The sequence below is a fragment of the Methylobacterium ajmalii genome (assembly GCF_016613415.1).
GTDB lineage: Bacteria > Pseudomonadota > Alphaproteobacteria > Rhizobiales > Beijerinckiaceae > Methylobacterium > Methylobacterium ajmalii.
In genome coordinates, this window is sequence record NZ_JACWCT010000076.1 from 51261 (window position 1) to 66268 (window position 15008).

The 15008-nt window shown below is 71.4% G+C and carries 13 protein-coding genes and 1 pseudogene; 9 read left to right on the forward strand and 5 right to left on the reverse strand.

Going from position 1 to position 15008, the window contains the following annotated elements:
- Positions 1 to 734: transposase (locus tag HPY23_RS14625; RefSeq protein WP_200649635.1), on the forward strand; the 734-nt coding region annotated here is incomplete at its 5' end.
- 109 nt (positions 735 to 843) lie between these two features.
- Positions 844 to 2502, forward strand: a complete 1659-nt coding sequence (locus HPY23_RS14630) for an IS1182 family transposase (RefSeq protein ID WP_091890904.1) — start codon at positions 844 to 846, stop codon at positions 2500 to 2502.
- A 50-nt stretch (positions 2503 to 2552) separates the two neighbouring features.
- On the opposite strand, the gene HPY23_RS14635 is transcribed toward HPY23_RS14630, so the two are convergent.
- The 3 genes from HPY23_RS14635 to HPY23_RS14645 form a co-directional block, all read right to left on the reverse strand.
- Entirely contained in the window at positions 2553 to 2930 is a 378-nt protein-coding gene (locus HPY23_RS14635) for a hypothetical protein (RefSeq protein ID WP_139235062.1), read from the reverse strand.
- A 964-nt stretch (positions 2931 to 3894) separates the two neighbouring features.
- Positions 3895 to 4389 (reverse strand): Cu(I)-responsive transcriptional regulator, encoded by a 495-nt coding sequence (cueR, locus tag HPY23_RS14640; RefSeq protein WP_175540086.1) that lies wholly within the window; start codon positions 4387 to 4389, stop codon positions 3895 to 3897.
- 16 nt (positions 4390 to 4405) lie between these two features.
- Positions 4406 to 6970, reverse strand: coding sequence for a heavy metal translocating P-type ATPase (locus HPY23_RS14645; RefSeq protein ID WP_091890898.1), 2565 nt, complete (start codon positions 6968 to 6970; stop codon positions 4406 to 4408).
- A 210-nt stretch (positions 6971 to 7180) separates the two neighbouring features.
- Here HPY23_RS14645 and HPY23_RS14650 point away from each other — a divergent pair, with 210 nt between their 5' ends.
- The 5 genes from HPY23_RS14650 (at position 7181) to HPY23_RS14670 (ending at position 11069) form a co-directional block, all read left to right on the forward strand.
- The gene (locus HPY23_RS14650; protein ID WP_139235061.1) at positions 7181 to 7384 is read left to right on the forward strand and encodes a heavy-metal-associated domain-containing protein; all 204 of its coding nucleotides are present in this window, start codon (positions 7181 to 7183) and stop codon (positions 7382 to 7384) included.
- A gap of 126 nt (positions 7385 to 7510) precedes the next feature.
- Positions 7511 to 7915, forward strand: a complete 405-nt coding sequence (locus tag HPY23_RS14655; RefSeq protein WP_091890873.1) for a hypothetical protein — start codon at positions 7511 to 7513, stop codon at positions 7913 to 7915.
- 328 nt (positions 7916 to 8243) lie between these two features.
- A complete protein-coding gene (locus tag HPY23_RS14660; protein ID WP_091890870.1) occupies positions 8244 to 8720 on the forward strand; it encodes a hypothetical protein in 477 nt (158 codons plus the stop codon).
- 5 nt (positions 8721 to 8725) lie between these two features.
- Positions 8726 to 10081 carry an adenylate/guanylate cyclase domain-containing protein gene (locus HPY23_RS14665; RefSeq protein WP_091890867.1) on the forward strand — a complete coding sequence of 452 codons (1356 nt, stop codon included), beginning with the start codon at positions 8726 to 8728 and terminating at the stop codon, positions 10079 to 10081.
- A gap of 106 nt (positions 10082 to 10187) precedes the next feature.
- Complete coding sequence (locus HPY23_RS14670) at positions 10188 to 11069, forward strand: aminoglycoside adenylyltransferase domain-containing protein (RefSeq protein WP_091890861.1); 882 nt, start codon at positions 10188 to 10190, stop codon at positions 11067 to 11069.
- Positions 11070 to 11775: 706 nt separating this feature from the next.
- Here HPY23_RS14670 and HPY23_RS14675 read toward each other — a convergent pair.
- Positions 11776 to 12522 (reverse strand): RNA-guided endonuclease InsQ/TnpB family protein, encoded by a 747-nt coding sequence (locus tag HPY23_RS14675; RefSeq protein ID WP_236012928.1) that lies wholly within the window; start codon positions 12520 to 12522, stop codon positions 11776 to 11778.
- A gap of 333 nt (positions 12523 to 12855) precedes the next feature.
- On the opposite strand from HPY23_RS14675, the pseudogene HPY23_RS14680 reads away from it, so the two are divergent.
- Positions 12856 to 13240 (forward strand): annotated as a pseudogene (locus HPY23_RS14680) (transposase domain-containing protein); the annotation flags it as partial.
- Between the two features lie 463 nt (positions 13241 to 13703).
- Here the strand turns inward: HPY23_RS14680 and HPY23_RS14685 are convergent.
- On the reverse strand, positions 13704 to 14348 hold the full coding sequence (locus tag HPY23_RS14685; RefSeq protein WP_200602042.1) for a hypothetical protein: 645 nt from the start codon (positions 14346 to 14348) through the stop codon (positions 13704 to 13706).
- 320 nt (positions 14349 to 14668) lie between these two features.
- Between HPY23_RS14685 and HPY23_RS14690 the strand changes: the two genes are divergently transcribed.
- Positions 14669 to 14929: a hypothetical protein gene (locus HPY23_RS14690; RefSeq protein ID WP_200602041.1), complete on the forward strand. Its 261-nt coding sequence runs from the start codon at positions 14669 to 14671 to the stop codon at positions 14927 to 14929.
- Positions 14930 to 15008 lie beyond the last annotated feature (79 nt).

Consider the following 15008-nt stretch of genomic DNA (forward strand, 5'->3'; position numbering starts at 1 on the left):
AGGGTCAGGCGGACCGGGAGGCCCGCTTCCGGCACGTTGCAGCCCTGGCTCGGGACGGCCAGGGCATCCGCGCCATCGTGCGCGAGACCGGGCTGTCGCGGAACACGGTGCGGCACTGGCTGCAGGCCGGCACGGCGCCGACCTGGCACAAGGGCGAACGGGCGCGGATCACCGATCCCTTCGTGCCCTACCTCGTGCGGCGGCTCGACGAAGGCGAGCGCAACGCGACGCGGCTGTGGCGCGAGCTGCAGGCCTCGGGCTTCCGGGGTGGCGTGATGAGCGTCCGGCTCTGCGTTGCTGCTCTCAGAGGCGGCCAGCCTCGGATGCGACCTGCCCCTGGTCCAGTCTGGCGGCGTCCGTCGCCACGGCGGACGGCGCGGCTTCTCCTGACCAGCGGCGAGCGTGGCGAGATGGACGGGCGCTTCCTCGATGCCCTGGTGGCCGCCGTCCCCGAGATCGAGCGTGCGATCGCGGAGGTAAAGGCCTTCAGGGTGATCGTGTGGGAGCCGGATCAGGCCGGGTTCGGTGCGTGGCTGGATCGCTATCGGGATGGCCCGTTAAGCGGCCTGGCGGAGGGGTTGAGGCGGGATCGGGCCGCCGTGGAAGCCGCGCTCGCGCTGCCCTGGAGCACGAGCCCGGTGGAGAGGCAGATCAACCGCGTGAAGACGCTGAAGCGGACGATGTACGGCCGTGCCAAGCTCGACCTGCTGCGCGCCCGGGTGCTGGCGGCGTGACCGCTACGCCTGCACCACAAATGATCCTGCGGGCGAAGTCGGGCAGGGCCGGATCAGGGTGGTCTGCCGCGGTGTTGGTGCCGATCCTTCGGTTCGCGAGGCCAACACCATGTCGCTTCGCCCGACCATCCCGAACGATGTTCCCGTCGAGACCGCCCGCGTCGCCCGCGCCGCATTCCCACACGGCTCGCTGCTGCTCAGCCTACGCGACGAGCTCGGCCCCATCTTCGACGACGAGCGCTTCGCCGCCCTGTTCCCGCGCCTCGGTCAGCCCGCCGCGGCACCCTGGCGCCTGGCCCTTGTTACCCTGCTCCAGTTCGCCGAGCGCCTGTCCGACCGGCAGGCGGCCGATGCCGTGCGCAGTCGGATCGACTGGAAGTACGTGCTCGCCCTGCCGCTCGCCGACGCTGGCTTCGACGCCTCCGTCCTATGTGAGTTCCGGACGCGCCTCGTCGCGGGCCGGGCCGAGCACCTGCTCTTCGACGCCGTCATCGAGATCGCCTGCGCCCGCAACCTCGTTCGTTCGGGAGGGCGGCAACGGACTGACGCGACGCACGTGCTGGCCGCGGTCAGCAGCCTCAATCGTCTCGCCTGCGTGATCGAGGTGATGCGCCACGCCCTCAGCGCGCTGGCCGCCGCCGCTCCGGCCTGGCTCGCGGCACATGCCCAGAGGCACTGGGCGGAGCGCTATGAGCCCCGCGGTCTGGCCGAGCGCCAGCCGCGCGCCGCGCCCGAACGTCGGGCGCTGGCCATCGGTGTGGGCGCGGATGGGCACGATCTCCTCTCAGCCGTCCACTCCGCAGATGCACCCGTCTGGCTACGACAAGTTCCAGCGGTCGAGACCTTGCGCCGGATCTGGGTCCAGCAGTTCTGTCGCGAGGGCGGCGCAGTCGGCTGGCGCGAGGCAGGGAATGTGCCGCCTGCGGCCCTGTTCATCAGCTCGCCCTACGATCTCGACGCGCACTTCGCACGCAAGGGCACGGCTTCTTGGGTCGGCTACAAGGTCCACCTGACCGAGAGTTGCGATGCGGATCGGCCGCGCGTGATCACTCACGTGCAGACCAGTGCGGCGTCCCTTGCCGACGGCGCGGTGACGACGTCGACGCACGAGGCACTCGCGGCGAAGGATCTGCTCCCGGCCCAGCACCTCGTGGATACCGGTTACGTCGATGCCGGCATCCTGGTCGAGACGCGCCAGCGCTTCTCCGTCGACCTGATCGGCCCGGTGCGACGCGACCTACGCTGGCAGGCCAAGAGCGGGGCGGGCTTCTCAGCCGAGGCGTTCCACGTCGACTGGGGGCAGCGACAAGTGACCTGTCCGCGCGGCGCCGTGAGCGCAAGCTGGACGCCGGCGGTCGACAACCGCGCCACGGCCGTGGTCAACGTGAAGTTCTCGCGGCGCGACTGCAAGACCTGCGCCGATCGCGCAGTGTGTGCGGGTCCCCGTGCCGACCGCCGCCTGATGACCCTGCGCACGCAAGGCGAGTACGAAGCGCTGAAAACGGCGCGCTGTCGGCAAGAGACCCCGGCCTTCGCCGCGCTTTATGCATGGCGGGCTGGTGTGGAGGCGACGATGTCCTGGGCGGTACGCGGCTTCGGGCTGCGCCGTGCCCGCTATATCGGACGCGCGAAGGTCCACCTCCAGCACCTCGCCATCGCGGCGGCCCTCAACATGATGCGATTGACCCGGTGGATCGTCGGCCTACCCATCGCCAGAACTCGCGGCAGCCTGTTTGCCCACCTCTTCCATCAGACCTCACCAGCCTGACTTCGCCAGCAGGATCACAAATGCGGGAGAGCCCAAAGGTGGGTCAGACTTCAATCGGCGTTGACAGCCTGGATGCCGGGATGGCGGCTCTCGCCGCCGGCGCTATCCATCCCCGCCCTCAACGGCGGGGCCTTCCGCGCATTGCTGGTAAACACGGCGTCCAGCACGATGCGGTTCAGGGCCCGGCCGTACATGCGGTGCCCGGGAGCCTCTATAAGCGCCTTGATGCTCAGCCTTGCGACCAGAGACCGGGCGCGCGGGGCCTCGGGGCCTTCCGCAGGCGCAGGCATGGTGACGTGGACGGCGACCGCAGAGGAAGGCAGCCTGTCGTCTGCATCGCGCAGGGCTCGCCTTACCAGGAGGGGCGCCAGCCGATCCTCGAAGTGCTTGCGCAGGACGACGTACTCCGCCTCAATCAGCGCATCCAAGTCATCGGTCCGGGCCTCCCGCAGAATCACTGTCTCTTCATGCACCCGTCGACGATGGCCACATCGCCGCGCAGAAGGGAACGCAGCCGCCAGCCAGAACTCCGATCTGACAACGTCCTGAACGTGACGGATCAGAAGCGCGTCGACCTGGCCTGCGGCCAGGACGATAGCCAGGCGGAGACAGACCGAATTCCTCGACTTGCACGGCCGGCAACGGCTTCGGCCAACTGCACTTCTTGGCGCCTCCAGATCTTCTCGCCGGACGCCAGGGCAGGTGTCGCAGCAATGGGTTGGGTTCAGGACGATCAATGAAACGGTCCTGGACTGAGGGCGCGTTCCCGCCCCCGACTTGTCCACAAAATTTCGTTCGCTCGTTGGGAAGCGGCCTACTGGGTCACGCATCCACGTCGTCACATCCCATTGCCACGCCCCGGTCGGCCTCGACCCCCGAAGCGCCCCTTGGGCTGGCGGAGCCGGTGTCCGCGGCCACCCCTCGGATGATGGCGCCACCCATGGAGTGATCCATGCGGCAGCAAACGGTCTCCTGAGGGCACATGCCTCCTCGGACGCCCGGTCAATGTCGCGGCGGTGCCAGACCACGGCGGCGCCCGACGCCAAGACCAACGCCGGACAGAACCCCTCTCGGTCATACGGTCCCGCACCGGCGCGGTCCTTACCCCGAGCGCCTCGGCCGCCATGCTGCTCAGCATGTACTCGTCCCCGAAGTCTTCGATGTCGCTCTCACGGAAAGTCGCCGAACCGGGCCCGTTGGCAGTGATCGAGCCTGGACGGGGCGGCGAGCGCACGACACAATCGTTGGTCAGCAGACCTGCCGCTGCCTGTTTCTGGGTGAGGTAGGGGCAGAGTCGTCCGACGATCATGTCCAGGGGGCAAGCGTGTCCTCCCTCTCCCAGAACATGAGCTTCCCCTCACCCGAGGTCCTACGGGTTCCTCGGGTGGCACCTCACCCCGGCGGAGCCGACACGACCTTCCTGGTCCGCTTGCCCTCCCGAAGCGCCCGGGCACCGAAGCGGAGCCCCGGCGCGGGCGATGCCACGGCCAAGTCGCCGCCCGCGCCCGCGAGATCGTCGAGTATCGGGCAGTCTGGGCGGTGGTCGCCGCCGCAGTGCTCGGCAAGGTCCGACAGCGTGCGCACCATAGCCTGCAGTTCCCCGACCTTCCTGTTCAGCGCCGCCACGTGTTCCAGCGCCACGGCCTTGACCTGCGCGCTCGCCCGGTCCCGGTCGCGCCAGAGGGCCAGCAGCCCGGAGATCTGCTCCACGGAGAAGCCGAGATCGCGGGCGCGGCGGATGAAGCGAAGCGCGTGGACGTCCGCCTCGCCGTAGTGGCGATAGCCGGAATCCGAGCGCCCGGCCTTAGCGATCAGGCCTATGCTCTCGTAGTACCGGATCATCTTGGCCGAGACGCCCGACGCCTCGGCGGCCTGCCCGATGTTCAGCATGGCAACGCTCCGCTCACTCCGCAGGGGCCACCCGTCCCGGCACGGGGGCGTGCCCGGCCCTCCCGCCGGCGGCCGGGCCCGGGATGGCTGGGGGCGAGAAGCGCCTCAGGCGCAGGGCGTTCGTGACCACGAACACGCTGGACAAAGCCATCGCGCCGGCGGCCAGGACGGGTGACAGCATCATCCCGTTCAGGGGATACAGCACGCCCGCCGCGACCGGGACGAGGGCGACGTTGTAGGCGAAGGCCCAGAACAGGTTCTGTCGGATGTTGCGCATCACCGCCCGCGACACTGCGACCGCGTTCACCACCCCGCGCAGGTCACCCGACATCAGGACGACGCCGGCGCTCTCGACGGCAACGTCCGTCCCGGTCCCCACCGCAAGGCCGACGTCCGCCTCGGCGAGGGCGGGAGCATCGTTGATGCCGTCCCCGACGAAGGCGACCTTGCCGCCCGCGGCCGAGCGAAGCCCCTTCACGGCCGCGACCTTGCCGTCGGGCAGCACCTCCGCCACGACCTCGTCAATCCCGACCTTGCGGGCAATGGCCTCGGCGGTCCGGCGATTGTCGCCCGTGACCATCGCCACCCTAAGCCCGAGCGCCCGGAGGGCCCTGACCGCGGCCGGCGAATTCTCCCGCACCGGGTCGGCGACGGCGAGGATGGCGACCGGCCGGCCGTCGACCGCGGCGTAGAGAGGGCTCTTGCCCTCCCTGCCGAGCCGGGCCGCCTCGGGCGCGAAGCCGGAGACGTCGTAGCCGAGGCGGGCCATGAACCGGTCGGCCCCCACTTCCAACTTTCGGCCCGCCACGCGGCCGGAGACGCCGAAGCCCGGCACCGCCTCGAACTCCTGGACGGGGCTGACGGCCAGCCCGCGGCGCTTCGCCGCCTCCACCACGGCGGTGCCGACCGGGTGCTCCGAGCGGGCCTCGACCGCGGCGACCAGGGCCAGCACCTCGTTACCGTCTGCCCCTGCAGCCGGCGCGAGGTCGGTCAGCTCCGGGCGCCCCTCCGTCAGCGTCCCGGTCTTGTCGAACGCCACCGTGCCCACGTCGCGGAGGGCCTGGAGCGCATCGCCGTGGCGGAAGAGGACGCCGAGTTCGGCGGCGCGGCCCGTGCCCACCATGATCGAGGTCGGCGTGGCGAGGCCCATCGCGCAGGGGCAGGCGATGATCAGCACCGCGACGGCGTTCACCAGGGCGAGGCCGAGGGCGGGCGCCGGGCCGAACGCGACCCAGGCGACGAACGTCGCGGCGGCCGTCGCCATGACGGCGGGAACGAACCAGCCGGTCACCCGGTCGACGGCGGCCTGGATCGGGAGCTTCGAGCCCTGCGCCTCCTCGACCATGCGCACGATGCGCGCGAGAACCGTGTCGCCGCCCACGCCCGTGACCCGGAAGTCGAAACCGCCGGTCGCGTTCACGGTGCCTCCGACGACCATGTCGCCCGTGTTTTTGGCGACCGGGACGGGTTCGCCGGTGATCATCGCCTCGTCCACGTGGCTGGATCCGGCGACGACCTCACCGTCGACCGCGACCCTCTCGCCGGGACGCACCCGGACGATGTCGCCGACGCGCAGGGCCGCGACCTCCACCTCGGCCTCGCCACCGTCCCGGACCACGCGCGCCGTCGTCGGAGCGAGCGACACCAGCCGCTCGATGGCGGCGCCCGTGCGTCCCTTCGCACGCGCTTCGAGGTAGCGCCCGAGCAGGACGAGGAAGACGATGACGGCTGCCGCCTCGTAGTAGACGTTCCTCGTGCCCGCCGGCAGCAGCCCGGGAAGGAAGGTCGCCACAAGCGAGTAGCCGTAGGCCGCGCTCGTGCCGAGCGCCACGAGGGAGTTCATGTCCGGGTGCCCTCGCAGCAGCGCCGGGACGCCCTTCCTGAGGAAGCGCAAGCCCGGGCCGAACAGGACGAGGCCAGCGAGCGCCGCCTCGGCCGTCCAGGTCGCACGCATGCCGACGGTGTGCGTCACCCACGCGTGCAGCGCGGGGACGAGGTGCGACCCCATCTCGACGGCGAACAGCGGGAGCGCGAGGGCGAGCGCGAGCAGGAGGTCGCGGCGCAGGCCGGCCGCCTCGGCCTCGCGTGCCTCGCGCGCCTGGTCGGTGCCCCGGTCCTCCCCGACCGTGCGCGCCTCGTATCCCGTCCCTTCCACGGCCTCCAGGAGGTCCGCCTCCCTCACGGCGCCCGCCGGGTGACGCACCGTCGCGCGTCCCGTTGCCAAGTTCACGGCGGCGCCTGTCACCCCTGGTATGCGGGCAAGGGCCTGCTCGACGCGCGAGACGCAGGACGCACAGGTCATGCCGTCGACCGCGATCTCGGTCCGGGCCTCCGGCACGGCGTAGCCCGCCTCCTCGATGGCGCGGACGGCGGCCGCCGGGTCCGCGGCGCCGGAGAACCGCACACGCGCGCGGGCCGTCGCCAGGTTCACCGCCGCTTCGGCGACGCCGGGAAGCCGACCGAGCGCGGCCTCGACCCGACCGACGCAGGATGCGCAGCTCATGCCCTCCACCGGTAGGCTGAGCTGCCGTCCCGGGGCGGCATGGTCAGTGGAAGCTTGGACGACGTCCTGGCCCATGGTCGGTGCCCTCCTCTGTCTCGACTTCCACGGACAGATAAGGCTTCCAACGATGGGAAGGTCAACGGGATCCCGGCGATCCCACCGACCTGGACCACGGAACCGGGAGGAACGGGATCGCGCCTTCCGCACGAAAAGGCCGCCGGCCCTTGACCTTCCCATCGTTGGAAGGACCATGTGGGTGGGGAACGCGCTACAGAGGAGATGGTCATGCTGCGTTTCCACGTGTCGAACATGAACTGCGGCGGCTGCGCCAAGGGCGTCACCCGTGCCGTCCAGGGTCTTGACGGCGACATGAGGGTCGACGTCGACCTGTCCAGCCGGGAGATCACCGTCCGCGGCGGCGTCGACCCGTCGCGAGTGGTGGCGGCCCTCAAGCAAGCCGGGTACGAAGCCCGGGCGCTGGGCGCCTGAATCACGCGCCCGCGGGATCCACCGGCAGCGAGTGCCGGGATCCCGCGGCCCCTGGCTTGCATTGTCCGGCACAGCCGTGAGACAGTTCAGGCGGGCGTGTTTCGAAGCGGACGAACCTTGCTTTCGTTGAGGACCCTCCTCGTCGCGATGGTCGCGGCGTGCCTAGCGGCCATCCCGGCCGGCATCTGGCGCGCATCCGCACCCATCGGCGTGACTGCGTCCCGCGCCGCGGACGGCTTGCGGTACGCGCATGGCGGGGCGCGCCACCACCATGGCGTGACCGGGCCGCACGAGGACGCCCCGGTTTCGTTCACGGCCGAGCCCGATGACGACGGCTGCATGCATCACGCGTCCGGCGGCAAGCGCTGTGCCCCAACCTGCTGCGGCTTCGCCTGCCATGCCTTCGAGCCCTCGCTCGCGCCCGGGCTGACGGACCCGCCCAGCCGCACCTCCGATTGCCATGTGACGAACGACGAGCAAGTCGAGGGCGGCACGCCTTTCCGCATCGAGCGCCCACCCAGGGCAGCCTGAACCGGGGCGGACCCGCGTCCGCCTCGCGCGAGGCTTCCGTCAGCGGAACTCATCGCGTCGCTCGACTGACCGGTTCGCGTCCTTGCCCGCGGGCAAGGCCATGTCCCGTGCCTGCCCCCTTCGGCCGCTTGCCTGACGCCACCCGGCGGCGGGCCGGGAACCGCGGCCTCGTCGAGGCGGAGGGCGAGGCGGCGTGACCACCGACCGGTCGTCCATTCGCGTGTCCCGAACGGCACCACCCGCGCCGCGTCCTGCCTGGCCTATGGCGAGGCTCGCGCAGGCCGGTCGTGCCGAGGGACCGACCAGGCCATCGTACCAGGATCGACTAGTGACAACGAACTTGTTCCGGGCATTCGCCGCGGCCGGGGCGCTTGCCCTCGTGGCCGGGCCCGCCCTGTCGCATGACGAGGGCGCCACGGCGGGCGGGATCCACATCGAGGGGATCGCCGCCACCCCGGCGAGACCAGGCGAGACGAGCCGGGTCACGTTCACCATCGAGAACGACGGGCCGGACCGGGCCGTGCTGGTGGGACTGCTCCTGCCCACCGGCGAGCCGTCGCAGGTGCGCGGGTTCCTGGGTGGGGACCACAGCGCCGCGATGGCCGGCGTGCGCGTCGGGGCGGGTGACGTCTACGGGCTCGGCGACCGCACGGCCTGGATCGACATCGGTCCCCTTCGGAACGAGCTGCCGGACGGCGCGACGGTCCCGGCCGTCATCCGGTTCGACAGCTTCGACGTTCCGATCACGTTGCATGTGGGCGGCATGCGTGCGGCCGGCGCATCCGCGGCCCGGGCATCCAGGTGAGCGGCATGCCACCACCTCCGATATCGCTGGCCGACCCTGTCGGGCTTTTCTCGGCGGAGCTGCCCGCCCGGATCGAGCAGGGCTTCGAGCGGCGGGCGCTGGCCCCCCGGATCGGGGTCGTCCTCATCCTCCTGCTGGGTGCCCTCGCCGACTACGGCCACGGCGAACGCACGGGCCATTGGGTCGTGCTAGGGGCCTACGGCCTCGTCACGCTGCTGGCAGCGGCCGGCGCCCGGGCGCGGTCCAAACGCGTCCGCTCTTGGCTCCCGCTCGCGGCGACGTGCGCCGACGCGGCCATCGCGGTCTACGTGGTCGCCGACCACGTGCCTCGTTACAGCGGCGAGGCCCACCTCGCGACCGACGCGGTCAGCCTATTGCCGGCGTACCTGTTCCTGCTGCAGACCGGCATGCGTCTCAGGCCCCGGCTCGCCGCGCTCTTCGCGGCGCTCGTGTCCGTCGGGTGGGCAACGGCGCTGGCCTTTCTTCTCCACCCCGCGCGCCTCGGTCCGGACGGCGCGCACGTCCTGGTCCGCCAGGGGATGGGCCTCGCTGCATTCGCTGTCGCGTCGGGCTTCGTCGTGTCGACGACGGCGTGGATGCGTTCTGCGGCAGCCGCGGCGTTGCGCGCCGGGGAGGAGCGGCTGATGCTGTCCAGGTTCCTGCCGGACGGCGTGGCCACCGAGGTCGTCCGCACGGGCGGCACGGCTTCCGTGGCCGAGCGCCACGCGACCCTGCTTAGCGTGGACCTGCGGGGTTCCTCGGCTCTCGCCAGGGCGTACCCGCCTGCGCTCTCCGTCGCTTGGCTGCTGGACTTCCGGCGGCTCGTCCATGACGCGGTGGCGACCCACGGCGGCGTGGTCGACAAGTACGTCGGCGACGGGGTGCTGGCGCTGTTCCTCGACGGCGATGCCGGTGAGCAAGCCGGACAGGCCTTGGCCGCAGCGGAGGCAATGCTCGACACCCTGACCGCGCTGAACCGCGAGCGGTCCAGGGCGGGGTGCCCGACGCTGCGGGTCATAGCAGCACTGCACTGCGGCCCGGTCCTGGCCGGCGTCTTCGACGATGGCCGGCGCGCCGAGTTCACGGTGCTCGGGACGGTAATGAACGACCTTTCTCGGATCGAGCGGCGCGCCAAGGAGGAAGACCTGGACGTGGTCGCCAGCGCCGACGTCCTGCGCCGATTCGGCGCCGACGCGCCCGAACGGCTGGGTCCCCGGCCTTTGCCACAGTCGGGGGAGCCACCCCTGCCGCGCCTCTTCGCACTCCGCCTCGGCGCAACCGAGCGGCCGGCGGAGAAAGGCGGGCGCGGCATCCCGTCTGCCTCCCCCTCCATTGTCGCCGACCCCGGGAGCGTGCCGTGAAAGCCACTCCGTCATCCGGCACAGCGCCTTCCCCCGCCAAAGGCAGCGGCACGCCCGGCCCCACCGGCCTCGACGGAAGGAACGTTGCCGCGCCCAACGGCGCGACGTGGCGACGTTCCGCCCGCTCCTCACGAGCGGCGAATGGAAGGAGGCCGCGACCATGACACGCCCCGTAAAGCGCTGTCCGAAAGGAATTCCGCTGCTGCGCTCGTCCTGGTCCGCCCTGACGCCAGTGGATCCAGGGGCGGCCGAGGCCGCGCAGGCCTACCTCGCCCTCGCCGACGCCGCCCTGCCCGGCCTCGTCCGGTCCCTCCACCTCGTGGGCTCCGCCGTGCTGGGCGACTTCCGGTCCGGGTCGAGCGACGTGAACTTCGTTGCCGGGACGCACGGTCCGGCCCCGACTCAGGCGCTCGAAGCCGTTCACCAGGACATCGCGCCCGGGCATCCGCTCTCGCGACTCGACGGGATCTACGTCACGGAAGACGAGTTGCGCCTCGGGACGTGGGAGGTGACCGGACCGCAAGTTCGACGCGGGCGGTTCATCCCCACCGGACCGCACGGGCGCCGGGCACTGGATCGGTACGCGTTCGCGACCGGCGCCGTCGCCGCCCGAGGGACGACGCCGACGGGGCTGGAGCATCGCATCTCGTCGCGGGACATCAACCGCGACCTCGTGCTGCTGGCGGGGAAGGCGGTCACGGCCGCCCGTCGCGCGGCGCCGAGCGCCTGGGAGGCGTCCTCCCTCGTCCTCGGCACCGCGCGCTTGCACTACACCCTGCTCACCGGGCGGGTGACGACGAAGACCGACGCCGGCCTGTACGGGCTGGTTACGTTCTCGCCGTGCTGGGCGTCGGTCCTCGACCGGGCCTTAGCCGTCCGACGGGACGGCGCGGGTTCCGCTGCGGTACTCCAGGCCGGGGAGGTCGAGGCTTTTGCCGCCATGGTCGCCGCCGACATGGAGGAACTCGCCCCGGAGGCGCGCGGATGACGTTCACGTCGGCGTGGGTTCCGTTCGGCGTCGCGGCGTTGCTCCGCCTACGCGTGTCGCGACGTGGACATCCCGGGCGCGGCAGCCACGCGTCCGAGCGCGCCACGGGGTCGCCGCGTGCCGTCGCTCGAAGGGCGCTTAGTCGCTCGAAGGGCGCTTATGGCGCGCTTCGGTCATCGCGCCCCTGTGGGGGCTAAACGGCTTCTCAAGCGGCTTTGAGCTTGTCACAGGGGGCGGGATCAGAAGATCAGGTACACCGCCACAACAGTGGCAACGAGGGTCAGGGCACATCCCCAGAATGGAAATCGGTTCTTCGCCGTTTCCTCCGTCTCGGAATCGTACCACAGCGCCTCATCGTCATGTGTCACGGCGGTCTTCCTCGCTTGTCCCCTGCCGGGATTGGGCGCTCCCAGAAGGTTCAGGCCTGAGTGTTAAATCGCAGCCAACGGCATGCCGGGGGTGCCGCGACGGATCGTCGCGTGCCTGCAACGCGGGACCAACCGAAAGGGGCGTTGCCGCGAGGTGGATCGTGCCTGCCGGCACGCCGGCCCGGAAGGCGAAGCGAGGGCAAGTGGGCCGCGACTGCCCCGAAGCGATGCTCGGTTCGGATCGGATCCAGGCGGACGTGCTCGGGCGTCAGGCTAGGCCGAGGCCGAGCCGAATGTCTGCAGGACCATTCCCGGACGAGGGCGGACCGACATTTCGGTCATTCGTCATTTGGGGTTGATGGCCCCGCGTGACGTTCTCCAGCGCCGCCCTCAGACGGCGAGGAGCGTCCCGGGACGACGCACGGCCCGACGGCCCGCGTTGGCGCCCCCGAGGGGCTGCCCCCCTCGCTCGCGGCCTTGGCCGCAAGACCTCGGTCCCGGATCACCCCGGCCGAGTTCACGTCACGATGCTCGTCCAACCCGCACGGGCAGACGTGCTGGCGCAGCGATAGCGGCTTTGGCACAACCGCCCCGCATCGCCGGCACTCCTGCGACGTCCCCCTGGCGTCGACGCAGATCAACTCGCCACCGGCCCTGGCAGCCTTGTAGCGGACGAACTGCACGAGCTTGCCCCATCCCGCATCGAGGATGGACCTGTTCAACCCCCTCTTCTGGGCGACGTTCGTGCCCGGCTCCTCGACAGTCCCCGCAATCGAGCGGGTCATGTTCCGGATGCGCAGATCCTCCAGCACGACGAGCGCATGCTCGCGCGCCAGCCGCGCCGAGACGCGGTGGAGATGCTGGTCCCGCGTGTTCGCCACCGCCCGGAGTTGGCGCGCCAGCCGTGCCTTGACCTTGCGCCGGCGGTTCGAGCCCTTGCGGCATCGTGCGAGCGCCCGGCGGGACACCCGGATCTCGCGCTCGCGACGCGAGGCTGGTCGGACGTTCGGGATGCGGCAGCGCCTCGACGCCAAGGTCGCCGCCCACCGCCTCGCCGGCGGGTGGCGTAGCCGCCACCACCTCATTGGTCTCGACGGTGAAGCCGACGTACCGGTGCCGGCCCTTGCGGGTGAACGTCACGCCCAGGATCTTGGCGTCGGACGGAAGCGCCCGGTCGTGGTTAAGACGGATCGGGCGGTCAAAACCCTTGAGCCGGATGCGGTCGCCCTCGTGCCGCAGGCCTGCGGTCTCAAGCAGGCCGAAGGTGTTCCAGCGCGAGACTGGCTTGAAGCGTGGGAATCCAGGCTTGAGCCCGCGCTTGATCCGTCCGAAGAACCCGGTGAAGCCGTACTCGACGCGCTTGAGCGTCCAGCGACCCATGTTGGCCGGAGCGGCCAGCCTGGTCGTCGCGCTGGGGGTGGCTGCGGGAGAACCGGGCCCGGCTGTCGGCCAAGACGCCGATGGCCGGGGTGATGGACTTCCTGTTCAAGCGCTGGGCGGCGTTCACGCGCTTCCTTGAGGACGGGCGGGTCTACCTGAGCAACGCCGCCGCCGCCGAGCGGGCGCTGCGCGGGATCGCGGTGGGCCGCCGCAACTGGACGTTCGCTGGCTCGGACGCGGGCGGACGGGCGGCGCGCGGCGGCGCTGTACACGCTGACCGAGACCGCCAAGCTCAACGCGGTCGATCCCCGGGCCTGGCTGGCCGACGTGCTGGCCCGACTGCCGGCCCATCCCGCGCGCCGGATCGACGAACTCCTCCCCTGGAACTGGACACCGCCCCAGCAATCCCAGAGTGCCGCCTGACCTCGCGAGCGCGCAATGATGCTCGCCGCGGCCGTCGCCGAACGCGTACGGTGACTGACGTGCACCATCCTCTCAGGATGCATCGGCGACCTCCATCGTCGGGACGAGCGTTCGTTCGCGATGCCTCGAACGGATGCCGGCGGGGCCGACCGGTGGCGGCGGGGCAGGACGCATGGCCGGACGGTGACCCGGATGGGCTGGGGTCCGGCCGAAGCCCGATGCGGCCCCTCCCACGCGTGGAGGGAGGCCCCCGCAGGGCGCTCCCACCCTTGGACGGCGCCGGGGAATCGGACGCGGGCCCAGTTTCGGGGGCCGCCCGGAAAGCCACAAACGGCACCATCGGCACGCGGGCGCCGCTCCGCCGGCTTCGCGCCCTGACCGCCCGGCCCGGGCGGCGTCTTTCACCCGGGCCGGACGCCGCGGAGGCGTCGGGGCAAGCGTTCCTTCGCGACCCGGACCGCGCCTACCGAACGGGACTCCACCCAACGCACCTCTCCAGCAGGCGGGTCGGGTGCCTCGCATAGTCGATGCCCGTTCCCTGCTCGTCCTCCGCGGCGGCGAAGGCGGCATAGTGAATGGATTGCAGGAAGGCGTTCCCGGGCAACCGGTTGGCGAGGAGCAGTATCGGCCCGACGCCGCCGCCGTGGGCGAGAGCGAGCCGGCCTGCGGCGAGGGCTCCCGCCAGGTCGGCGAGCAGGCGCCTGTCGTCGGGCCGGAACGCGGCGAGCGCCGCGCTCGCCTCGTCGTAGGCGGTCGCGAGGGCGTCGTCCTCCTGCCAGGCGTCGTGAAAACCCTCGCCGTCGCGCAGGTGCTTCCGGCGCACCCCCTGCCGCTTGGCGGCCCAGTCCCGGGCGTAGGCGTCGTTGAGGACGAGCAGCGTGGCCAGCTTCGGGTCGTCGTGCTGCACGAACGCCCAGTCGGGTCCGGCCGGTTTCGGCCGGCACAGGGCATCCTCGACCGTGATGGCGTCCTCCGCCACGCCGAGCCACGCGCGGAGCCCGGCGCAGCCGTGCTCGTGCTCTGCCTTGCAGTCGTGTCCCAGGGCCACGCCCCATGGGCTGCCGCCTTCCCCGAGCAGGACGACGCGGTTCTGGTTTCCGGCCTTCATGTCAGCCTCCGGGATGACGCGGCGGGAGCGCCTGACAGGGGAGACGATCGCCGCTTTCGCAGGAATGGCAAGGGCGCGCCCGTACCGGGTCGAGCCGGAGGGGCGCACGCCGGCCGGCCCGGCCCCGGAACCTGTCGTCGGCGCGTTCGTGCGCTCGGTGTCCGCCGACGGAGCCGACCGTCCGTCGGGGCGTCGCGTCGTCAGCGATGGCGCCCGGGTTGTGGATTGCCCGGTCCTTCCCAAACTGGGCACGAGGCGGCCGCGCGCGTCGCGTCGGAGTGAAGGAATTGAGCGGGTCGGGGTCCTGGTTCGCGGACGCGATGCGCGGGAGCGCCGCCGGTCTTGGGGGCACGCACCTCAAGGTCCACGACCTGCTGCGCGCGCTCCCCCTGCAGGCGGTGCGCAACAACCTCGTCGCCGGGCTCGGGCACGCCGGCTCCCGCGGCCGACCGCTCTGGGACCACCAGGCCGAGACCCTGGCGGCGTTGGCGGCCCACCTCGCCGACCCGGCGTGCGACCCGCGGGCCCTGGCGGTGATCCCCACCGCGGGTTGTCAAACGGCATCGGAACGGGACCCCTGATCGGCGTCCAATCGGGCCCCCTTGTTGAGCATGCGCGACGCCCCTGCTCAGCCCGGCGAAGCGGGTCGGGGTGGCGCAG

What these genes read in the sequence shown, in the direction of transcription:
- HPY23_RS14630 (WP_091890904.1), top strand. Translation starts at nt 844, where the DNA reads ATGTCGCTTCGCCCGACCATCCCGAACGATGTTCCCGTCGAGACCGCC.
- HPY23_RS14645 (WP_091890898.1), bottom strand. Translation starts at nt 6,970, where the DNA reads ATGGGCCAGGACGTCGTCCAAGCTTCCACTGACCATGCCGCCCCGGGA.
- HPY23_RS14650 (WP_139235061.1), top strand. Translation starts at nt 7,181, where the DNA reads ATGCTGCGTTTCCACGTGTCGAACATGAACTGCGGCGGCTGCGCCAAG.
- HPY23_RS14665 (WP_091890867.1), top strand. Translation starts at nt 8,726, where the DNA reads ATGCCACCACCTCCGATATCGCTGGCCGACCCTGTCGGGCTTTTCTCG.
- HPY23_RS14675 (WP_236012928.1), bottom strand. Translation starts at nt 12,522, where the DNA reads ATGAGGTGGTGGCGGCTACGCCACCCGCCGGCGAGGCGGTGGGCGGCG.
- HPY23_RS14685 (WP_200602042.1), bottom strand. Translation starts at nt 14,348, where the DNA reads ATGAAGGCCGGAAACCAGAACCGCGTCGTCCTGCTCGGGGAAGGCGGC.
- HPY23_RS14690 (WP_200602041.1), top strand. Translation starts at nt 14,669, where the DNA reads ATGCGCGGGAGCGCCGCCGGTCTTGGGGGCACGCACCTCAAGGTCCAC.